The organism is Picosynechococcus sp. PCC 11901, from assembly GCF_005577135.1.
Taxonomy (GTDB): Bacteria; Cyanobacteriota; Cyanobacteriia; order Cyanobacteriales; family MRBY01; genus MRBY01.
Window position 1 is genome coordinate 2,029,198 of sequence record NZ_CP040360.1, and the last position, 20,169, is coordinate 2,049,366.

The window sequence follows — 20,169 nt, forward strand, 5'->3', positions numbered from 1 at the left end:
TTTTACACTGCAACTATCGTCTTTTAACAAAAGTGAGTTCCGTTCGCTGTGAAACCCCATTATTTTCTTTCTTCATTCCTGCTCTGTAGCTGTTTTTCTGTCTCCCCAGCGGCTCCAGCTGAATCAGAATCCAAAAATCAATATACCCAAACCGTCACTCGCACTGTTCTAGCTGAAGGGTTGCCGGAAGCAGCTCCCAATCAAATTTTGGAGTTGGTGCGTTATGAAATTCCCCCTTTTGCGACCCTGCCACCCCACATCCATCCTGGTTTGCAAATCGCCCGGGTGGAATTTGGCTTGTTGACCTATGCAGTGATCGAAGGCACGGCACTTATTACCCGCACGGATGGCACAAAAGAAACCTTAACAGCGGGACAAAAAACCCTCCTCAAACCTGGGGATGCGGTAACAGAATCCGAGGGAATGGTACATTTTGGCCAAAATGAAACCCCTGACCCAGTTATTTTGCTCGCCACTTCTCTGTTGACCGTCGGGGAACCAAAAGCAATCCTCATGGAAGAATAGTTAATTGAGAGGATAGTGGGTTTCTAAATAAGCTAAAGCAGAGGGGCGATCGCCAATGTTTTGGTCGAGGGTTTGTTTGAGGAGATCTGATAAAATATCGCGAAATTGTGGCCCTGGTTTATAGCCTAATTCTTTTAAATCAAAACCATTAAGGGGTGCTTGGATAAATTGCCAGCGGCGGAGATAATGCCATAAATCGTGACGCATTTTTTTCGGGCTGATAGCGGCTAGCAAGATAATTTCTGGCAAGGATAAATGCTTAAGGGCAAAGACTTTTTCACTCAGCTTTGTGGTCTGGAAAAGTTTGGGCAAAATTTGCGCTTCATGCTGGGAAATTGTCTCTAACCGTTGCAAACTATCCTTTGGTAATTGCAGGCGATCGCCCACTTTTAAGCGTTCTGCTGTGGTCAAATTTAACAACAAAGCTTCCAGGCGAAGACGCCAATGTTCCAATTCATAATCGGGGTCATGATAGCGTAACCAACGATCCACACAGCGAATTTGCCACCAAACCGCATCTGTTAAAGCCAGATTTTTATGGATACATTTCAAAGCACCCAGATCGTCCAACAATTGTAATGCGGGCTTCCAATATTTTGCTGTTAAAAGATATTTTAATTCCGCCCTTAATCGCGTCGTGAGTGCTGGGGCCTGGGGTTTTTCGTGGTGCAATTTGTCGTAAATGCCAGAGGCGATCGCATAGCGAATATATTCCTCCGTCTGCACTTCTAGCTGAAAATTTAACCGCACCGCAAACCGCACCGCCCGATAGATACGCGTCGGGTCTTCGATGAAACTGTTGGCATGGAGCACCCGAATTTGCCGTTTTTTGAGATCCCAAAGCCCCCCAAAAAAGTCCAGCAATTCCCCCGACCGGGGTTCCGTCAATCGTAAACAGAGGGCATTGATCGAAAAATCGCGCCGATACAAATCCTGTCGAATCGAACTCGCTTCCACTTCTGGATTCGCCGCTGGATAGGGATAAAACTCCGTCCGGGCCGTGGCAATGTCCAGCCATAGGGAACCCAACACCGGATCTTTATGCCACAAAATCGCCGCCGTTTGGAATTCCCCATGCACCGATAACCGCGCGTTCGGTTGGCGATCGCAAATATAGTTTGCCAGCGTTACCCCGGCCCCCACATCCGCCGCCGTATGGAAACCATCCACCACCAGATCAATATCCTGGAGTAGTAATTCTTCGTCGGAATCTGACAGCAATACGTCCCTCACCGCTCCACCGACGAGGTACAAATGCCAGCCCCGTTTTTCGGCTTCCGTTGCCACCCCCTGCAATAACTGCCACAGGGAAGGGGCCAGCCGTTCCGCAAAAATTTCCCGCAAAGGATAGCGATTTTTGTCATCCTTGGGGGTGGGTAACAGATCAAGAGGCTGCTCGTCCTGGTGATGTTGTCGCAAAACATCCGTCCGCGTCACAATGCCCAAAAGTTGATCACCCTCGATCACCGGTAATCGCCCCACATCGTCCGTCACCATAATCGTTTCAATGTCGCGCATGGTCGTGTCTGGCTGGATCGTGCGCACCTCTCGACTCATATAACCCTTAACGGGGGCATGGTGAAAGCCATGGTGAATCGCCAAATCGAGATCCCGCCGCGAAATGACCCCAACCAGTTGTTGCTGATCATCCACCACCACTAACCCGGAATGGCCGTAGCGAAACAACACCCGCTGGGCTTCCTCGATGGAAGTTTGGGGCAAAATCGTGCGCACAGGGGCCGTCATTAAATCCCGCGCCGTCAGGGCAGGGGGCACCTGGGCAATGAATTCAGCATAGATTTTGTGTAACATTGCCTCTGGTTTGTTGAGGCGCAAGCTTAGGGATGCAGCTTGATCGTGACCACCGCCACCATAGGGGGCAAACAGTCGATTTAGGCTTGTCCCCACAATCCGCGATCGCCCAATGATCACCATTTTCCCTTCCGCATCGGTCTGATGATAAAAATGACCCAGTAACAGCGCATCGAGATCCGTCATCTGCATCATCTGCTCGACGAGATTCGATAGTCCCGGCACAAAACTCGCTGTTTTTAACAAGACTCGCGCTACCCGATGGCCATCAATATTTTCCCGCTCCAGGTTGGCGATCGCCTCCGAAAATAAATGTTGCACCAAAGGCGAAAAACCGGGTTCAGCATACTCCGCAATAATTTTCACCATGGCACCCTGACCCATTAGCCACGTCAAAGCCTGGGCATCCCGCACCGTTGTTTGGTCAAAGGTGAGTGACCCCGTATCCACATGAATCCCCAAGGCCATCACCGTCGCCGTATAGGGATCGAGTTCTACCCCCCGCACCTGCAATTTTTCGGCAATAATCGTCGTCGTTGCCCCCACATCTTCAATTTCCACGTAGGTCGCCGGAATATCTCGCTCCTGATCAAGGTGATGATCATAAACTTCGATCTGCTTCACCTGGGGTCGATCTAGCCATTCCTGGGCCTTACCCAGCCGTTGTCGCTGCTGATTGTCCACCACCATAATCGTCCGCAACTGCTCCGGGTGCACCGAGCGCATCTCAATAAACGGAAACTCCCCCCGATAGAGAGCGAGAAACCGCTTTACCCCTGGATGTGCGCCGCCAGTCAGCACGACCCGCGCCCCAACCCGCAAATATGCCAAGCCGATCGCCGCCCCCAGGGCATCAAAATCAACGGTTTGGTGACAGAGAATAACATCCATAAAATTGCAGGGAAAGGAATATTTTGGGTAGGCTATACTGTGATTAAAATAACATTATGAGTCATGTTTCTTACTTAAGCTATGGCCAAAGAAACCCGATCTCAAAATCTTGATCATCCTCAATATTTGCCATTTTTAGAGGCGATTTGCTGGCAAACAGAAGATGTTTATCGATTCACACCCCAACAAATGCTGTCACGGTATGAACGAGGTTGGCGTTATAAAGATATTTTTCAGCCTCCTCAAGGAGAAGAGTTGGAGTTTGTCCAACGTCTTGCAAAACAATATCATTCCTGGCTCCAGGCTCAGCTGTGAAGTTTAAAATCCTCCACCATAATTACATTTTAGAAATTCTCAAATCCCTTGATCCAAAATTATTACTCGATTGTCAGGCTTATTTTGGTGGTGGAACACTTCTCGCTTTAGATATGAAAGAATATCGCTGGAGTAAAGACATTGATCTTATCTGCTCTGTTACTTCCCAAGGTTACAAAAAACTGCGTACCCATTTATATCAGACAGGGGACCAAGGTTTATTTTTAAATAAAAATTCTTCGTTAACAATTAGACGAGCAACCACTGATCAGTATGGCGTGCGATTATTGGTAGAAATCAATCAAGTGCCGATTAAATTAGAAATCATTGCTGAAGTCCGTTTTGAACTGGATGAGCCGCGCTTCCCTCTGTGGTCCCCTGTCCCTTGTCTGAGTTTGAACGACTGTTTAACCAGTAAATTATTAGCAAATGCTGATCGCTACATGGATAGAAGCGTTGAATCCCGCGATCTAATCGATTTGGCTGTTTTACGGTTACACACAGGGCTTTCCCGCGAGGCGATCGCCAAAGCAGAAAATGCCTATGAAGTGCTCCGTCCCCTGGGTGATGCGATTAAATCCTTTCAAACAAACCCTGATTATCGCCAGCAATGTTTTGAAAGTCTTCAAATAAAACGAGACTTTTGGCCCGATGTGATTGATGGCCTGGATTTGCTCAGTGCTGATCTAGAACTTGCCCCTACCACCAGAACATATTGGGAAGAGCGATCGCCTTTTTGATCGTCACTGCTCCCTCAAGAAACGTTGCATTTACTAGGGAGTGGGAACAGAGCCGCTATAATGTCTCACCATAAATCAAGGCTAATAAGCAAAAAACGAATCTATCGTGGCATCCCAGCGGATTTTAGCAGTTGTAAATGGTAAAGGGGGCGTTGGTAAAACAACAACCGCCGTTAACCTTGCGGCCATTTTTGCCGAAAAACAGCAGGTTCTCTTGGTGGATAGCGATCCCCAGGGATCGGCCTCTTGGTGGGTAGACCGTAACCCCGATGAATGGCAACTGGATGTCAGTAGAGAACATCAACCAGATTTACTTCAAAATCTCCGACAGATTAAAGGCTATGACTTGATCGTGGTTGATACCCCTCCGGCCTTGCGATCGCAGGCCCTCAAGACCGTCCTCCGGATTGCGGACTATGTGATCTTGCCGACACCACCAGCGCCGATGGACTTAAGCGCCTTAATTGAAACAGTGCAAACGGCTATTAACCCCGTTGAAATTAGTCACCGAGTGCTCCTGACAAAAGTCGATAGCCGCAGCCTCCGGGAGAGCATTGATGCCCAAAATACCTTGATTGAGTTAGGGATTCCGGTGTGCCATGCCTTTGTGCGCAGTTATAAAGCCCATGAGCAAGCTGTCCTCGCAGGCGTTCCCATGACCCAAATGCGTGGTAAAAAGGCTAAGGATGCGGAAACGGATTATCGTCGTGTCGCGGATGAACTGCAACGAGATTGGACTTAACGGTTATGGCTAGCAGCAAACAAAATTTATCGGACTTGTTACGGCAGGAGGCAAAGCAGGACAAAACCAAGGCTGCTGCCCCCGAAACAGTGGTTAATGATACACCGGAGAAACCTTCACCAACGGCCCTTTCCCGGATGACGAAGGCGCAATTACTGGCCCACATTGAAACCCTCTACGCCCAACAGGAAACGGTCGTGACAGATTCTGTTGATCAAACATTGCTCACGGAGAAGGAAACCTTGGCGAGGGAAGTAAAAGCCCTGGAAGAAAAAATTGCCGCCCAACAAAAGGCGATCGCCAATGCCGAGAAAACCATTAAGACCCTCGAAGCAGATTCTTCTGAAAAGACAAAGCTCGAACAAGAATTAGACGCACAACGGGGCCTCGTCGAAAAGTTATACGGTCAAATCCAGAGCCTCGAAGCGCAACAGACGGAAAAAGAAGCCGCCATAGAACGCACCGTTGAGGAAGACCGCGCCCTTGTACTGGCCCGCATTGCCAGTTACCAAGCAAATTTGCAATTTCCCGATCAGCCCCCCTCCAGCATCCCGGATGAGGAAATCGGTTGGTTTGATTAGGGGAAAAACCGCCAATGCTCGGAATTCTGGGGCTTGATAGAATAGATCTCAGGATTTTTACGCAGCACATTTAACAACTCAATCATGATTAAACGGTTTTTTTATGGGGCGATCGCCATTGTCTTGGCCTTTACCCTGATCTTTACCCCAGCGGATAATGCTTGGGCGGCCCGCAGTGGAGGACGTATTGGTGGCGGTTCCTTTCGCAGTGCCCCTAGCCGCAGTTTTTCCCCTGGCCCAGCACGACGGGCTCCCGTTGGGGGTGGCTATGGCTACGGATTTGGGGGTGGATTTGGGTTCCCCTTCCTGCTGCCTTTCTTCGGATTCGGTGGTTTTAGCGGCATTTTCGGTCTTTTCATTATGTTGGCGATCGCCGGCTTCCTTGTCCGCACCTTCCAGAACGTGATGGGGGGTGGCATGAATGAGGGCGACAGTCTCGGTTACTCTGCCCCCAGTAGCAAAATTTCTGTGGCAAAGGTACAGGTGGGGCTGTTGGCCCAAGCACGGGATCTCCAGCAGGATCTAAATCGCCTGGCGAGCACCGCTGATACCGGAACCCCCGCCGGACGCGCCAAGGTTCTTCAAGAATCAACCCTTGCCCTGTTGCGCCACCCAGAATATTGGGTCTATGGCGCGAGCGAATCCCTTGAAGCTGGGGTTGATGCTGCCGAAGCCAAGTTTAATCAATTGGCTCTGAACGAACGGAGTAAATTTACCGCCGAGACCCTTAGTAACGTTGACAACGAACGGGATGTGGCTGGGAAGAGTGCAAGTGCTGATTTGGTCAAAAGTGACGGCACACCAAACGAATACATCATGGTAACGATTATCGCTGGGGCCATGGGAAAAGTGGATTTACCGAAAGTGACTGATTCCCAATCCCTCGAACAAGCAATCCGGCAAATTGGTGCCCTCGGTGGCGATCGCCTTTTGGCCCTTGAGGTTTTATGGACGCCCCAAGCGATTGGTGACACCCTCAGCACTGACGATATTTTGACCTACTACCCCGACATTAATCTTGTATAACTAGACCAAAATCTAAAGCAATTCAACGCAAATCATGGCGATTTAAAGAATCCCCTCAATACAGGGGATTTTTTTGATTTCTATAGAAATTTGCCCTAGCAATCTCCTCTTGAGTGAATTGGTTTTGTTAAGCTTTACAGGCTTCGATGACGCAAATTTCTTCGGTGGTTCTAACAATGCGCGTCAGTTTTAAGTCCGCCGCTGCCAACAGGGTTTCAAACTCAGCGGCGGTGCGTTCTTTGCCACCGGGACACATCACCAGCATATTGATATCGAGCATTTTTGCGCCACTAGGTTGATTTCCCTCTAGAACCACCGCTTCACAGATCAAGATTTTGCCGTCATCCGGCAGCACAGCGCGACAATTTTGCAAAATGGCGATCGCCTGGTCATCACCCCAATCGTGAATAATGTGTTTGAGCAGATAGGCATCGCCCCCAGCAGGAATTTTGTTAAAGAAACTGCCGCCAATTCGTTGACAGCGATCGCCGACCCCATGGCGGTTTAACGTTGGTGCCGCATTATCCACTACATAATCTTCATCGAACAAAATACCTTGTAATTGGGGATATTTCGCCAAAATGCTGCCGAGCAATTCCCCGTAGCCCCCACCCACATCAACGATGGTTGAAAAAGCAGAAAAATCATAATGGGCCAAAATTTCCGGCTCTTCATTCCTGGAGAAACTGTTCATCGCCTCTTCAAAAATCGCCGCCGCTTCTGGATGATTACCGAAATATTCAAACACCCCCTGGCCATAGCGATGGTCAAAGGCAGGTTCACCGGTTTTAACGCTGTGGAGAATATTACTCCAGGCTTCGTAATGCTCTGGTTCCCCCAACATCACCACAGAACCTCGCATGGATCGGGGATGATCACTGCGGAGAAAATCGGCTAGCGGTGTCAGGGCAAAGGTTTGGGGGGCTGTTTCTTGGAAAATACCCACACTGGCCAAGGCCCGGAGAATGCGATACAAAGCTGTTTCGTCTGTTTCGGTGAGGTGGGCTAACGCACGGCAAGATTGTTCTCCGGCTTTGAGGTGATCGGCGATCGCCAATTTTGCCGCCACATAAATGCACTGGGAAAGCCAATAGCCAGAGGCCATTTGGAGCAATTGGGTATGGAGAGGGAGGGTTGGCGGTTCCATAGCGTGAAAAATCCTGATTTAAGTAAGGAAATCACTGCAATTTTAGAAATTCTGTCCCTGTCCCTAGCCATCCTGTAGGATTTGTTCACGAAACGGGATCTCGCCAAAAAATTCGCCCCCGGCACTACAGACCAGGGGCGAAAATTCCAGTGTGAAGTTTAGAAAGTTAATCGTTCTAGGCGTTTTGGAACACCGCAGCGGCCGCTTTCACCCCAGCCCCAGACTCAAAATCACCGTGACCCAACCCTTGGAGAGTTGCTTCGAGGGCGGCGATCGCCGTAATCACATCTCGGTCATGGACAAAGCCTAGGTGACCAATGCGGAAGATTTTTCCTTTGTAATCATCCTGGCCACCCGCGAGGGCAATATCAAAGTTTGTGCGCATCGCCTTGCGGATATCTTCTGCGCCAATGGGGGCAGGATCAACGGCAGTCACCGCTGTACTGGCATTCCCATCGGGGGCAAAGGTCTTTAGGCCCAAAGCCTTGACTGCGGCCCGAGTGGCATCGGTTAAACGTTGGTGGCGGGCAAAAATATTCTCTAAGCCTTCCCGTTGCATCATCCCCAGGGCTGCCTGGAGCGCAAAGATTAAATTCACCGGGGGCGTAAAGGGGGTGGTGTTTTTCGCTAAATTCTTTTTCGCAGCCTTGAGATCAAAGTAGAAACGGGGAATTTTTGCGTTTTCGTAGGCCGCCCAAGCTTTATCGCTGACGGAAACAAAGCCCAAGCCCGGCGGAATCATAAAGCCTTTCTGGGAACCGGAGGCGACCACATCAAGGCCCCATGCATCGGTGGGGACATTGCAGGCCCCTAGGCTAGTCACCGCATCGACAATCATCAAGGCCCCGTGGGCTTTGACGTAACGGCTGATGGTTTCGAGGTCGTTAAGGACGCCAGTAGAAGTTTCTGAGTGGGTGACGACAATGGCTTTGATTTCTTTGGCGGTGTCGGCTTCGAGTTTGGCGCGGAAAACTTCAGGATCGAGGGCTTCACCCCAAGGGGCTTTGACCCGTTCTACGTCCATGCCGTAGGTTTCACAGACGATCGCCCAACGTTCACCAAATTTACCGTTATCGCCGACGAGGACTTTATCGCCCGCATTAATGAAGTTGATCAAACCCGCTTCCATCGCGCCGGTACCGCTAGCGGCGAGGCAATACACATCGTTCTGAGTTTGGAAGAGCCATTTGAGTTGCGCAGTGACCTCGGCCATGATTTCGCTAAACTGGGCGCTCCGGTGACCGATGGGGTGTTTGGCCATTGCTAGCAAAACCTGCTCCGGCACAGGGGTCGGGCCGGGAATCATCAGCATATGTTTGTCTTCCATGGTGTGTTTGTCCTTCGCTTAGACCGTGATTGAAAATGCCGTTAATCCCCAAAAGTCTAGGGACGTTCCGCAAAAGCTAAATCCTATCCTATGCGATCGCCCAGATCAAGCCACTGAGATGCTGTCTATTTGTTCACGAAAAGCAAAAGTTTCGCAGAGCAGCAACGGAAAACGTTAAGAGGGTGTTTATAAAGTAAAGATAAAGAGAACAGGATTTTTGCCCGTGAAGTCGTTAAGGTCAAGCATAAGCGTAACGACACAGGAGAATAGCACCAATGTCTCAAGCTTCTTACCCCAGTGACCTGACCGATGCAGAATGGGCTTTACTAGAACCCTTGATTCCTGCTCCAAAGTCCGGCGGTCATCCACGTACTACTGATATGCGACAGGTCTGCAATGGGATTTTCTATCTCCTCAAAACCGGTTGTCAATGGGCCTATCTGCCCAAGGACTTTCCTCCCTCCTCCACGGTGTACTACTACTATCGCAAATGGCAGAGGCAGGGAGTTTGGGAAAACATCAACCATGCTTTGCGGACTCGCTGCCGTCAAGCAGTGGGGAAAACCCCAGAACCTAGCGTCCTGATTGCCGATAGCCAATCGGTCAAGACGACAGAAAAAAGGGCGATGTCTATGGCTTCGATGGCGGGAAACAGGTCAAAGGAAGACGGAGAAACTTGCTAGTCGACAGTTTAGGGTTACTTTACAAAGTGATAGTCTCCGAGGGAAATAGCTCAGAACGAACCTTTGCCCTTGCTGCAGTGATGGAGCTAAGGGAGCAGCAACAGCAGATGTTGAAGCGATTGCGGTTGATGTGGGTAGATGCTGGATATCGAGGAGGACGCTTTGCCTTAAGTCTCTGGTTAATGGTGCAAGCCAAGGTGGAAGTGATTAGTAGAAACAGTAAAGAATTCATGGTACTCCCGAAGCGTTGGATTGTTGAACGTACATTTGGTTGGTTGAATTATTATCGTCGCCTTAGTAAAGACTATGAGCAATTATCAGAAGTGTCGGAGGCAGGGATTTATGCTTCCATGAGTCGTCTGATGTTGCGTCGGCTAGTTTCCTAAAGATTTACTTTATAAATGGTCTCTAAGGATGATTGAGAAGCGTCACAAAGTCCAAAAAAACGAGGCTCAAGTTATATCCTGAAAGCACCTTAATTCACCGATTAACCGAAAGCTTTCCCTCGGCTGAGGTGGATAGAAAGGCAATGTTTTGTACTGTTCCAAAGCCAATGAGTGACCAATTTGTTGAACAAAAAACAACGGGGTATTTTCAGCGCCTCGGCAATTCGCTTGTGGGAATTTTCCTAGGGGTTGTTCTCTTTTTAGCGTCCTTTGGGGTGCTCTACTGGAATGAAGGCCGGGTAGACCTCTCGAAAATTGCGGCCACAGCCACCGAAATTCCCGCCACCGGCACCACCACGGTAAAAGCCAATAGTTTTGTATCAATTACGGGTAACCTAAGCAGCCCAGAAACCCTCGGCGATCGCCCCTATTTAGAACCCGGTGAATACATCGCCCTCCGGCGCAAAACAGAGATGTATGCCTGGGAAGAAAATAGCCGCACCACCACCAAGAAAAATGCCGGGGGTTCAGAAACGAAAACGACGACCTATACCTACGCCAAGGAGTGGGCCGAAAATCCCGATGATTCCTCTCGTTTTAAGAATCCAACGGGCCATAATAATCCAGCCAAAAGCATCGAGAGTCAAGAACTGCGGGTTTCCCAGGCCCAGGTGGGTGATTATCAACTGGATGTAAATCAATTGCAGTTTCCCATCAACCAACCCGTTAATTTAACGGCGGCCCAGATCCCGGCAGAATCAAAAAACAAACTCAACGGCAGCTATTTATTTTTTGGGACAGGTAGCCTTGGCAGCCCAGAAATTGGCGATCTGCGCCTCAGTTATCAAGCCCTAAACAAAAATATTCAAGCGACGGTCTTCGGTGATTTGGTCAGCAGTAACCAACTCACGCCCCACCAAGGCCGGAAAAATGTGACTTTTTATCGACTCTTTCCCGGTACCCGTGACCAGGCGATCGCCAACCTAGCAAACCAACACAAGCTGATCACCTGGGGCCTACGGTTTGGGGGCTTTTTGCTAATGTGGATTGGTCTGAATCTGGTGGTAGAACCCCTCGGTGTTGTCCTAGATGTCATTCCCTTTTTAGGAGATTTAACCCGCACCGCCACAGGGTTTGCCACGTTCATTGTGGCGGCGATTTTGTCTGGGTTAACGATCATTGTGTCGATTATTCTTCACAGCCCGATCATGATTTTCCTCGCCCTCGGTCTCTGTGGCTTCATTGTCTACCGCTGGACAAAACGTAAAAAGACCAAGGATCAACTGGCTTAGGTTCTCCCTGGTCAAGCAAGAATTTAAAAAGATTTGGGAACGGCGGTCGTTCCTTTTTTTGTAGCAATTAGCCCAAACGACGCTTGAGGAGCGGTTGAATGGTCGCCAAGGCGATCGCCCCAAAGCCCGTCAAAATTCCGAGCACGGCCCCAAAGTTTAAATTTCCCCAGGGGGCACTGAAGACCACACTCTGGAATGTCCAATCACTGTGCATATACAAATAGCGAATCGGCTCAATGGCATAGGTCAAAGGGTTTAAGCTCGCGACAAGCTGCAACCAGTTCGCCATAAAATCCAAGGGCGCTAAAGCGGTACTGGCAAATAGCAGGGGCAAATTCACCACAAAAATCACGGCGATCAATTCAATATGTCCTGGCAGGGCAAAGGCCAAGCCCAAACTGAGGGCTGTTACCGCCAAGACGATTAAAAACACCACCAAGGCGATCGCCCCCAGACCCAAGGCACTGGGTAAACCTGCCCCCAATAAAGCACTAGCCCCGACAATCACCGCCGTTTGGATCAAGGTCAGGCCCATGATGTAAATCGTCGAAGCCGCCACGATGGAATAGCGCGTCGCTAAAGGAGCCACCAAAAGCCGGTTTAAAAAGCCAAATTCCCGGTCAAACATCACGGGTAAACCTGCATTCAATGCCCCGGAAAAGGCCGTAAACACGATAATCCCTGGGGCGAGAAATTGGGCATAGTTGATGTCGTTGCCAAACAGTCCTTGGGGCGCTTTATAAAACAAGGCCCCAAACAAAATCAGCCACATAAACGGTTGAATAATCCCTGCCACCAAGGTCGTCGGTCGCCGTTGCAGTTGAATCACCAGCCGTTGGGTGAGGGCCACCGTTTCCTGAAAAAAATCCTGCCAGCCATTGCTCTCAGAGACGTTGACCTTAGCGGTGGGGGACAGAATCGAGTTGGGCGTAAAGATAGATTGACTCATAACGGTTGTTTCGCGTCACCAAATAGGCGCAGATTTTGGCTCTTTTCTCAGGACTAGATTAACGTATTTCACCCCAAATCATGGCTTTCATCGCCGTTAGGACGCGCCTTGTCGGGTGGGAAAATTCCCTCTAAAATCAGTGGGGCTTAACGAAAGCTAAACCTTTACTCCCTGTCGTTTTTAAACGCGATCGCCTTTATGACCAGCTTGACCGACATTTCAACGGCAGACCTTGCCGCCGCCTTGACCACTGACGTTGACTTTAACTTGGAGCTGCCCGATCCAGAGGACGATCAACTCCACGATGCGGAATTTGATACCCAGATCGAGCGGGTCTGGCAAATTTGCGATCGCTTTGACCTGCAAACGGACATTTGGCGGGGCCGGATTATGCGGGCCGTGCGAGATCGAGAAAAACGTGGCGGCGACGGGCGCGGGACAGGCTTTTTAAACTGGCTCAAACAACGGGAAATTAGCAAGAGTCAAGCCTACGGCCTCATCGAACTGGCTAACAGTGCTGATACTCTCCTCGCCGAGGGCCAACTAGACCCCAACAGTATTAATAATTTCAGTAAAAATGCTTTCGTCGAAACGGCGAAATCAGCCCCCGAAATTCAAAAACTCGTCGCCGATGCCGCCCAAAAAGGCGATCGCATTACTCGACGGGAAGTAAAACAACTGGCCGACGAATGGACGAGCATGAGTTCGGAGCTGCTCCCCGATGAAGTAAAAGAACAGGCCGCCAGCGGTGCCCTCCCCAGTCGGTTTCTCTCGCCTTTGGTAAAAGAATTAGAAAAGCTGCCAGAAACCCACGTCACAGCGATCCAAGAAGAAATCCGCGAAGCCCCCAACACCGACACCGTCAAAGCGATGACCCGTGAAGCGAAGAGTTTAGCGAAATATATCGATGCCGCCGCCCAGGTGCAGACCCTCCGTAAGGCGAATATTGACCTGGAAATGGCCCTAGAAGAAGCCCTACGGTTGGATTGTCTGGGTACTGCCGCTGATCTGGTGAAACAGGCTACCCAGATGGAGCAATGTGTGGTGAAGCTCTTTACCACCTGGAAGCGCCTAGGAAAATTAGCCGATCGCCTTTATGTGGATACGGGGGCGAGCAATCCCTATTTACGGTCGATGTTGGGCACCCTAGAAGCCCTGAGTAGCGAGGTTTTGGAAGTCGATTTAGATGATTCCGGCGAGAGTAGTGTGCGGATTCGGATTTTGGGAGAAGAGTAAAATAGCGGGTAACAGTTTCAGTTAGGAGTAAAGGATCCGATGGGTAGATGGTTCGGGGCGATCGCCTTGGTACTGGCTTTAGTTTTCGGTTTGGGACAAGGGCCGAGTTTTGCTGAAGGTACAACAGATGAGCCTGTGGTGGAATGGCTAACCTTTGACGTGCCCCAGGCCGACCAAGCAAAATTTATCGAAAAAGAACTAGAAATCTGGAATCCCATCGATCGGCGATCGCCTGCCTTTGTGCGCAAAGAAATCTGGCAAGATGCCGACCACCCGGATCAGCTCACCGTTGTTGTTTCCTGGTCAAGCCAAGCTCTACGGAAAGTCGTTTCCCCAGAGGCAGTTAATGCCGCTGAGAAAGCCTTTGATGAAGCCATGGGCAAAAGTTACCCGATCCTTGAAAAGAAAGAATTCCGCAATCTTTCTACGACTAATTGACATTGAAAGAAACAGAGGCGATCGCCTCCCTAAATTTTTGTCACATTAATATTCATAAAAAACATGATTCTAAGCACCACCACCACCATCGAAGGAGCAACCATCACCAGTTATCAGGGGGTCGTCACCGCTGAAGTGGTCTATGGCACCAACGCCCTCCGGGATTTTTTTGCGGGCATCCGAGACATGATCGGCGGTCGCACCGCTAGTTACGAGCGAATCTTTGAAAAAGGCCACCAGGAAGCGCTGCGGGAACTAGAAAGCAATGCTAAAAAACGCGGCGCTGATGCCGTAATTGGCATTAGCATGGACACAGGCACAATCAATATCGACGATAAAGGCGTTCTGTTGCTGATCACTGCCACCGGAACCGCCGTAAAACTGGGATAAGAATTTGCTCATATTAGGCGATCGCCCCAATACCCAGACAGGACTACCTAAATCTCTATGAATTCGTGATTCAAAAGCCGTAGAGTTTGCGGGTTATTTTAATTCAGTGAATTTAACTGGGGTGCCAGGATTCGAACCTGGGAATGTCGGAACCAAAATCCGATGCCTTACCGCTTGGCGACACCCCATTGCGTTTAAGCCTTTAGAAATATAACACCAATTTTTCGGAAGCGTCAACAGTCTCACCAAATCTTTTTTGGGTGGCCCTGGATAATTGTCAAAAACCCAAAAATCCAGTAAACCTTAACCGTTGCCCTTAAACCTCATTATTTTTTGATGTCAGATTTGATTAAACAACTCCAGTCCAGTTTTGGCGACAGTGAGTGGCATGACCTCGCGCCCCATGCGGCCCGTGATGCGCTGATTGTGGTACATCCTTCCCTGGATTTATTGCAGGTAGGAGAGGCGATCGCCACAGATAATGCGGCCCTAGTGGGCAAATGGATGAGCGGTGGCCTAGTGCGTAAGCCCACAAAAGAAGAACTAGAACGCTGGAACCAAGCAACTCAGACCCTCGTATTTGCGACATTAATTGTGCAGCCCTTTGTGCTGATCAGTGGCGACCGCCCAGAAATTTAAGGGGCGGTCGCCCGGAATTTTTTCGCTGGGACGACGGGTCTTGTGGGGTAAACTGATTGAGAACAATCCATTGCCCTGGTGTGAGACCCCTAATCATCGCGTATGATCGGGTTTGAGCCTCATTGATGGTCTGGCGATAGATAGCAATCATCTCCCGTCGTGGGTTTGCAGCGAACCAAGCTTGTTTTTCTGAGAGTATGAATGATTCTGTGAGCGTAATGCCCAATCCTAGTTCCCCATCGGTATCCCCAGGACAACCCTACCTGTTGCAAAATCTGCCGGATCTGTTACCGGAGGGAAAAGTGTTCCCGCGCCGGGCACAACAGCAAATTGACCTGCTTCTCTTGGCCCTAGAAGCGTTGGAGTTGGGCGGCTCAGAACTGATGCTGCGCTCTGCCCAAAAACTAGAATTGACAGAAATTATCCCGAATCGGGTCGTCCTCTGGCGATTACGGCGCACCAACCCCTGGCGACGTTCCCATACCCATGGCCACCTGACCCCCACAGAAGCAAAGGCATTGGTATTGATCATTGGCGATCGCGCCAAGAATTTACTGGCCTTATTGCGACAACTTTTACCCGCCGCCCAGCACCTCCGGGAACGCAATCTCCCCTTAGATAGTCATTTTCGCCTTTCGGAATACCTAGAGCGGTTTCGAGCCCACTTCCGGAGTCGGATGAATCCCCGGCGCGTCCGCGTCACCCTCTACAACCAGTCAAAACAAGATTTAAACGAACTGGCGATCGCCCTCCTCGAAAAACTGCTGTTTTGCACAGGCACCGTTGGCACCCAACGGCTATGGGTCAGCCTCTTTGATGGAGAAGTGAGCTAAACAATTACCATGAATATTCGTCGCCAATATAACCTCCCCAACTGCACCCTCACCCTTGAAGGATTCGATGATGGGAGCGGCAAACTCCTCGACACCCTGACCATCCTTTCCAATGTGGAATGTCGTTTTACTACCTCCCAGAAAGTGCTCAGCGGTGGGAAAATTTTCTTTGATCACCTCGTCCAAGCCGTGAGTGAATATGCCCAGGGTATTTTAAGCGGTCTCCAACGCCCCCCCGAAATCCTCGATGCAAAAGGCCAAGTTCGCTTAGAAACAGCCACGGCAACCTATACCCATCATCTCCATTGGCAACAACCCGATGGCAGCGCCGCCGAAACCCTCGAATTAACCACGGCGGAGTTGTTTGATTTAACCGAAGCCATTGATCAATTCCTGGCCGATGGTTTGACCCTCCCGGATTTTGTTTTGCCCCTAACGCCCCTGAGTCGTCGCCATTGCGTACCAGAAGAATCCTTTGCGGATCGAGCAGTGCCGCCCCTGGTTGGCGTCAGTGGGTTAGCCTTAACAGCTTTTGCACTGTTCTTTGTCCCAGCGCCGGAAACAACACGTACCGACAGTGAACAAGTTAGCTCTGGGGAAGAAACGGAACAACTCGCCAGCGCAACTTTACCGGATACGGCCCTCTGGACGGAAGCTGATTTTGATCGCCTTGGTGAAACCTTACCCACCATTGCCACAGACCGCGATCTTCAGTTAATGCAAGCTTATCTCTATGGCACTTTGGATTCGGCCTGGACGGAGCGCGATACCACAGAGAATGCTTCCTATCGCTTGGCCCTGGGAACCGATGGTCGTCTTTTGGGGGTGCAACCCTTAGCTGATGCTGCGGTAACAGCGGGAACAACGGCCTTGGGTGAGTTGGGTCATACTCCAGAAGTGGCGGCGATCGCCAACGAACAAGCCATGGCTCAATTTCGGGTGAATTTTGCAGAAAATGTCCTGGAAGTAAGCCCCTGGGATGGCTTTCAAAGTTCTAGCGAATTGGATTTTGACTCCCGCGAAGTAGAAGGAGAAACGCTCCGACAATTGATCCAACAGGTCAAAGACACCATCGCCGCTGAGTTTGACCGAGAAAATGCCACCATCCCCCAAACCCTGGCCTATACCCTAGGGGTGACCAATGATGGGGCGATCGCCATTGTCGTCGCCGATAATAACGCTGCGAAAACAGCCCTTGGTCAGACCCCCCTCCCGGCCTTGGTAGAACCAGCGGCAGCGGGCATTGTCCCTGGCGAAACCATCTTGCCCACGGAACCGCTGACCCAGGTGAATGTGGTCTTTCAACCCAACGGCGTGATCGAAGTGAGTCCCTGGGCAGGTTATCGTTAAAAGAAAGCGACCACCTGAAAGCCATGGTCTACAGCACCCAAGATTTAATTGAAATCCTCAACCAAGAGTTAAAGGCAACCCTCCGGGGCGATCGCCTTTTGCTCTCCCCCGATGCGCGGGTGGGGGTACCGATCGTGACCATGGCCCTCGATCAAGACCAACTGGGAAAAGTGTTTGCCTGTCAGGACTTTACCCAACAGATTCATCAATACCAACGGGAAAATCATGTTTCCGGCATCGTTTGGCGGGAAATCAGCGTCGGCGATCGCCAACTGCGCCTGCCGGAAATTCACCAACAACTCATTGCCATCGACAGCGACAAAGCGATTCTCCGGGCAGCCAAACAAAATGTCCTCGACTTTTGGCACTACATCACCACTGGTTTAAACCTCTGGCAGTTAGTCGATCATCAACTTTCTCCCTTGACTTTTACGGAGCTAGAGCGGGCCAGTCGACTCGCTGAATGGGCGGAATTAGACGTGGGCCACGGTGAATTTTACCTCGCCCTCTGCTGGGGCAACCCAAAGGAATGTCATTACCGCTGGGCCGCCCCCAAATCTGGGTGCGATCGCCTTATTGCCGCCGCCGAACAACCCCAACATCTCAACATCTTCTAGCTCCCAAACATTTTTTCTGATCCCTCGCCCCTGCGCTAAAATTGTGAAATAGGCGTACTAATTTCTTCCCGCTTCATTGAGTCTTTTTATGGCGATCGCCCCGAGTTTATTTTTTGCTTAATTTCCATATATTTTTTTAGGCCGCAAAATCCCCGCTCCACCCCCTTGGTAAATCTTGCCGCAAATTCAGCCCACTCCTCCCAGAAGCCTTTTATGGTATAATTTTTGCCTGATTTAACCCAAAAACAGGCTACAGAGTTTTTACGCCCAAAATTCGGAGTTCGTCCATGACCAGTAATTACAGTGCCCAGCAGATCCAGGTTCTCGAAGGATTAGAACCTGTCCGCAAACGTCCCGGAATGTACATCGGCACCACTGGTCCCCGTGGCTTACATCACCTCGTTTATGAAGTGGTTGATAACTCCGTCGATGAAGCCCTTGCCGGATACTGCACAGAAATTAACGTTGAAATTAATGTTGATGGCTCCGTTACTGTTACCGACAATGGGCGTGGCATTCCCGTTGATGTGCACCCCAGTACCGGAAAATCAGCCCTCGAAACCGTGATGACCGTGCTCCATGCGGGCGGAAAATTTGGCGCAGGCGGCTATAAAGTCTCCGGTGGTCTGCATGGGGTCGGCGTTTCTGTGGTTAATGCCCTCTCCGAATGGGTCGAAGTTACCGTTTGGCGCGACGAAACCACCTACAAACAACGGTACGAACGGGGCGTCCCCCAAGGCGAACTCGCCGAAGCCCCAGCCCCGCAGCATTTATCGGGAACATCCGTTTGCTTTTTGCCCGATGCGAAAATTTTCACTGAAACTACTGTTTTTGATTACAATACCCTCGCCGGACGCCTGCGGGAACTGGCATATCTAAATGCTGGCGTCAGAATCGTCTTTACGGATCATCGCTCCGAAAAACAGGCCAGCAATACTTATTTTTATGAAGGAGGCATCAAAGAATATGTCGCCTACATGAACCGCGAAAAATCGCCCCTCCACGAAGAAATCATTTATGTCACCGGGGAAAAGAACGGTGTCCAGCTAGAAGTAGCCTTGCAATGGTGTACCGATGCCTATAGCGATAACCTCCTGGGCTTTGCCAACAATATTCGCACCGTTGATGGCGGGACACACCTCGAAGGTTTAAAAAGTGTCCTCACCCGCACGATGAATACCGTTGCTCGCAAACGCAATAAGCTTAAGGATAATGATTCAAATTTAGCGGGTGAAAATATTCGCGAAGGGTTAACGGCGGTAATTTCGGTTAAAGTGCCCGATCCAGAATTTGAAGGGCAAACGAAAACGAAACTCGGCAACTCCGAAGTGCGGGGGATTGTTGATTCCTTTGTGGGTGAGGTGTTAACGGAATATTTTGAATTTAATTTAAATGTCGTTGATGCGATTTTAGAGAAAGCTATTCAAGCCTTTAAGGCGGCGGAAGCGGCACGGCGGGCGCGGGAATTGGTGCGCCGTAAATCGGTTTTAGAGTCTTCTTTGCTCCCCGGTAAATTAGCCGATTGTAGTGAGCGGGATCCGGCTAAGACAGAAATTTATTTAGTGGAAGGGGATTCTGCGGGCGGTAGTGCGAAACAGGGCCGAGATCGCGCCTTCCAAGCCATTTTGCCGTTGCGGGGAAAAATCCTCAATATTGAGAAAACGGATGACGCCAAAATCTATAAAAATAATGAAATTCAGTCTCTGATCACAGCGTTGGGCTTGGGGATTAAAGGGGAAGAATTTAACCCAGAAAAACTCCGTTACCATCGGGTGGTGATCATGACCGACGCGGACGTGGATGGAGCGCACATTCGGACACTCCTATTAACCTTCTTCTATCGCTATCAGCGAGAACTGGTTGATCAGGGTTACATTTACATTGCCTGCCCTCCCCTCTATAAGCTGGAACGGGGTAAAAATCACGCCTACTGTTACAGCGATCGCGAACTGCAAGATCAAATTAGCCAGCTTCCTGACAACGCGAAATATAATATTCAGCGCTTCAAGGGTCTGGGGGAAATGATGCCCCAACAGCTTTGGGATACCACCATGAATCCAGAAACTCGCACCCTCAAGCGGGTAGAAATTGAGGATGCGGCGGAAGCGGATCGAATCTTTACGGTTTTAATGGGCGATCGCGTTGCCCCCCGACGAGAATTTATCGAGATGAATGCCCCCAAACTCAACATGGACGATCTCGATATTTAATTGGCATTTTCAAAACCAGACAAAAAGCCTCCTCATCATT

At 50.0% G+C, this 20,169-nt stretch carries 20 protein-coding genes and 1 tRNA gene; 16 read left to right on the forward strand and 5 right to left on the reverse strand.

What is annotated here, in order from left to right; genetic code table 11:
* Positions 1-48: 48 nt before the first annotated feature.
* Positions 49-525 (forward strand): cupin domain-containing protein, encoded by a 477-nt coding sequence (locus FEK30_RS10815; protein ID WP_138073189.1) that lies wholly within the window; start codon positions 49-51, stop codon positions 523-525.
* On the opposite strand, the gene FEK30_RS10820 is transcribed toward FEK30_RS10815, so the two are convergent.
* On the reverse strand, positions 526-3,228 hold the full coding sequence (locus tag FEK30_RS10820) for a CBS domain-containing protein (protein WP_138073190.1): 2,703 nt from the start codon (positions 3,226-3,228) through the stop codon (positions 526-528).
* Between the two features lie 81 nt (positions 3,229-3,309).
* On the opposite strand from FEK30_RS10820, the gene FEK30_RS16900 reads away from it, so the two are divergent.
* The 5 genes from FEK30_RS16900 (at position 3,310) to FEK30_RS10840 (ending at position 6,632) form a co-directional block, all read left to right on the forward strand.
* Positions 3,310-3,543, forward strand: coding sequence for a hypothetical protein (locus tag FEK30_RS16900; protein WP_062433740.1), 234 nt, complete (start codon positions 3,310-3,312; stop codon positions 3,541-3,543).
* A complete protein-coding gene (locus tag FEK30_RS10825; RefSeq protein WP_220094720.1) occupies positions 3,540-4,283 on the forward strand; it encodes a nucleotidyl transferase AbiEii/AbiGii toxin family protein in 744 nt (247 codons plus the stop codon). Before FEK30_RS16900 ends, FEK30_RS10825 begins: the two co-directional genes overlap by 4 nt.
* Before the next feature lie 106 nt (positions 4,284-4,389).
* Complete coding sequence (locus FEK30_RS10830) at positions 4,390-5,025, forward strand: ParA family protein (protein ID WP_012306948.1); 636 nt, start codon at positions 4,390-4,392, stop codon at positions 5,023-5,025.
* Positions 5,026-5,030: 5 nt separating this feature from the next.
* Positions 5,031-5,606: a hypothetical protein gene (locus FEK30_RS10835; protein ID WP_255447857.1), complete on the forward strand. Its 576-nt coding sequence runs from the start codon at positions 5,031-5,033 to the stop codon at positions 5,604-5,606.
* A gap of 84 nt (positions 5,607-5,690) precedes the next feature.
* Positions 5,691-6,632 (forward strand): DUF1517 domain-containing protein, encoded by a 942-nt coding sequence (locus tag FEK30_RS10840; protein WP_099237567.1) that lies wholly within the window; start codon positions 5,691-5,693, stop codon positions 6,630-6,632.
* A 127-nt stretch (positions 6,633-6,759) separates the two neighbouring features.
* Here the strand turns inward: FEK30_RS10840 and FEK30_RS10845 are convergent, their stop codons facing one another.
* Entirely contained in the window at positions 6,760-7,779 is a 1,020-nt protein-coding gene (locus FEK30_RS10845) for a methyltransferase (RefSeq protein ID WP_138073192.1), read from the reverse strand.
* Positions 7,780-7,954: 175 nt separating this feature from the next.
* Positions 7,955-9,106, reverse strand: a complete 1,152-nt coding sequence (locus tag FEK30_RS10850; RefSeq protein ID WP_138073193.1) for a pyridoxal-phosphate-dependent aminotransferase family protein — start codon at positions 9,104-9,106, stop codon at positions 7,955-7,957.
* 275 nt (positions 9,107-9,381) lie between these two features.
* On the opposite strand from FEK30_RS10850, the gene FEK30_RS10855 reads away from it, so the two are divergent.
* Both FEK30_RS10855 and FEK30_RS10860 read left to right on the forward strand, forming a co-directional pair.
* Positions 9,382-10,175 (forward strand): IS5 family transposase gene (locus FEK30_RS10855; RefSeq protein ID WP_138072138.1). Its coding sequence is split into 2 segments (ribosomal slippage): positions 9,382-9,715 and positions 9,715-10,175, totalling 795 coding nucleotides; the frame shifts between segments, so codons are not numbered across the junction.
* Between the two features lie 167 nt (positions 10,176-10,342).
* On the forward strand, positions 10,343-11,467 hold the full coding sequence (locus FEK30_RS10860; RefSeq protein WP_255447858.1) for a TMEM43 family protein: 1,125 nt from the start codon (positions 10,343-10,345) through the stop codon (positions 11,465-11,467).
* Between the two features lie 67 nt (positions 11,468-11,534).
* Here the strand turns inward: FEK30_RS10860 and FEK30_RS10865 are convergent, their stop codons facing one another.
* Positions 11,535-12,416 carry an ABC transporter permease gene (locus FEK30_RS10865; RefSeq protein ID WP_030006543.1) on the reverse strand — a complete coding sequence of 294 codons (882 nt, stop codon included), beginning with the start codon at positions 12,414-12,416 and terminating at the stop codon, positions 11,535-11,537.
* 198 nt (positions 12,417-12,614) lie between these two features.
* Between FEK30_RS10865 and FEK30_RS10870 the strand changes: the two genes are divergently transcribed.
* The 3 genes from FEK30_RS10870 (at position 12,615) to FEK30_RS10880 (ending at position 14,480) form a co-directional block, all read left to right on the forward strand.
* Positions 12,615-13,652 (forward strand): hypothetical protein, encoded by a 1,038-nt coding sequence (locus FEK30_RS10870; RefSeq protein WP_062433759.1) that lies wholly within the window; start codon positions 12,615-12,617, stop codon positions 13,650-13,652.
* Between the two features lie 39 nt (positions 13,653-13,691).
* Positions 13,692-14,090: a TIGR03792 family protein gene (locus tag FEK30_RS10875; RefSeq protein WP_065710594.1), complete on the forward strand. Its 399-nt coding sequence runs from the start codon at positions 13,692-13,694 to the stop codon at positions 14,088-14,090.
* Positions 14,091-14,153: 63 nt separating this feature from the next.
* Positions 14,154-14,480: a YbjQ family protein gene (locus FEK30_RS10880; RefSeq protein WP_138073195.1), complete on the forward strand. Its 327-nt coding sequence runs from the start codon at positions 14,154-14,156 to the stop codon at positions 14,478-14,480.
* 116 nt (positions 14,481-14,596) lie between these two features.
* Here FEK30_RS10880 and FEK30_RS10885 read toward each other — a convergent pair.
* A tRNA-Gln gene (locus FEK30_RS10885) sits at positions 14,597-14,668 on the reverse strand.
* Between the two features lie 148 nt (positions 14,669-14,816).
* On the opposite strand from FEK30_RS10885, the gene FEK30_RS10890 reads away from it, so the two are divergent.
* The 5 genes from FEK30_RS10890 to gyrB all read left to right on the forward strand — a co-directional run bounded on the left by FEK30_RS10890 (position 14,817) and on the right by gyrB (position 20,129).
* On the forward strand, positions 14,817-15,119 hold the full coding sequence (locus tag FEK30_RS10890; RefSeq protein WP_062436565.1) for a DUF2288 domain-containing protein: 303 nt from the start codon (positions 14,817-14,819) through the stop codon (positions 15,117-15,119).
* Between the two features lie 197 nt (positions 15,120-15,316).
* Positions 15,317-15,952 carry a DUF3038 domain-containing protein gene (locus FEK30_RS10895; RefSeq protein ID WP_012306959.1) on the forward strand — a complete coding sequence of 212 codons (636 nt, stop codon included), beginning with the start codon at positions 15,317-15,319 and terminating at the stop codon, positions 15,950-15,952.
* A 9-nt stretch (positions 15,953-15,961) separates the two neighbouring features.
* Positions 15,962-17,302, forward strand: coding sequence for a DUF4335 domain-containing protein (locus FEK30_RS10900; protein ID WP_138073196.1), 1,341 nt, complete (start codon positions 15,962-15,964; stop codon positions 17,300-17,302).
* Positions 17,303-17,325: 23 nt separating this feature from the next.
* Positions 17,326-17,919 (forward strand): hypothetical protein, encoded by a 594-nt coding sequence (locus FEK30_RS10905; RefSeq protein WP_138073197.1) that lies wholly within the window; start codon positions 17,326-17,328, stop codon positions 17,917-17,919.
* Between the two features lie 287 nt (positions 17,920-18,206).
* Positions 18,207-20,129, forward strand: coding sequence for a DNA topoisomerase (ATP-hydrolyzing) subunit B (gene gyrB / locus FEK30_RS10910; protein ID WP_030006550.1), 1,923 nt, complete (start codon positions 18,207-18,209; stop codon positions 20,127-20,129).
* The last annotated feature ends 40 nt before the right edge of the window (positions 20,130-20,169 follow it).

Excerpts from the sequence above, each read along its gene's own strand:
- FEK30_RS16900 (WP_062433740.1), top strand. The coding sequence starts at position 3,310 with ATGGCCAAAGAAACCCGATCTCAAAATCTTGATCATCCTCAATATTTG.
- FEK30_RS10875 (WP_065710594.1), top strand. The coding sequence starts at position 13,692 with ATGGGTAGATGGTTCGGGGCGATCGCCTTGGTACTGGCTTTAGTTTTC.
- FEK30_RS10850 (WP_138073193.1), bottom strand. The coding sequence starts at position 9,106 with ATGGAAGACAAACATATGCTGATGATTCCCGGCCCGACCCCTGTGCCG.
- FEK30_RS10835 (WP_255447857.1), top strand. The coding sequence starts at position 5,031 with ATGGCTAGCAGCAAACAAAATTTATCGGACTTGTTACGGCAGGAGGCA.
- FEK30_RS10870 (WP_062433759.1), top strand. The coding sequence starts at position 12,615 with ATGACCAGCTTGACCGACATTTCAACGGCAGACCTTGCCGCCGCCTTG.
- FEK30_RS10895 (WP_012306959.1), top strand. The coding sequence starts at position 15,317 with ATGAATGATTCTGTGAGCGTAATGCCCAATCCTAGTTCCCCATCGGTA.
- FEK30_RS10820 (WP_138073190.1), bottom strand. The coding sequence starts at position 3,228 with ATGGATGTTATTCTCTGTCACCAAACCGTTGATTTTGATGCCCTGGGG.
- FEK30_RS10890 (WP_062436565.1), top strand. The coding sequence starts at position 14,817 with ATGTCAGATTTGATTAAACAACTCCAGTCCAGTTTTGGCGACAGTGAG.
- FEK30_RS10845 (WP_138073192.1), bottom strand. The coding sequence starts at position 7,779 with ATGGAACCGCCAACCCTCCCTCTCCATACCCAATTGCTCCAAATGGCC.
- FEK30_RS10860 (WP_255447858.1), top strand. The coding sequence starts at position 10,343 with ATGAGTGACCAATTTGTTGAACAAAAAACAACGGGGTATTTTCAGCGC.
- FEK30_RS10905 (WP_138073197.1), top strand. The coding sequence starts at position 17,326 with ATGGTCTACAGCACCCAAGATTTAATTGAAATCCTCAACCAAGAGTTA.
- FEK30_RS10880 (WP_138073195.1), top strand. The coding sequence starts at position 14,154 with ATGATTCTAAGCACCACCACCACCATCGAAGGAGCAACCATCACCAGT.
- FEK30_RS10865 (WP_030006543.1), bottom strand. The coding sequence starts at position 12,416 with ATGAGTCAATCTATCTTTACGCCCAACTCGATTCTGTCCCCCACCGCT.
- FEK30_RS10840 (WP_099237567.1), top strand. The coding sequence starts at position 5,691 with ATGATTAAACGGTTTTTTTATGGGGCGATCGCCATTGTCTTGGCCTTT.
- FEK30_RS10900 (WP_138073196.1), top strand. The coding sequence starts at position 15,962 with ATGAATATTCGTCGCCAATATAACCTCCCCAACTGCACCCTCACCCTT.
- gyrB (WP_030006550.1), top strand. The coding sequence starts at position 18,207 with ATGACCAGTAATTACAGTGCCCAGCAGATCCAGGTTCTCGAAGGATTA.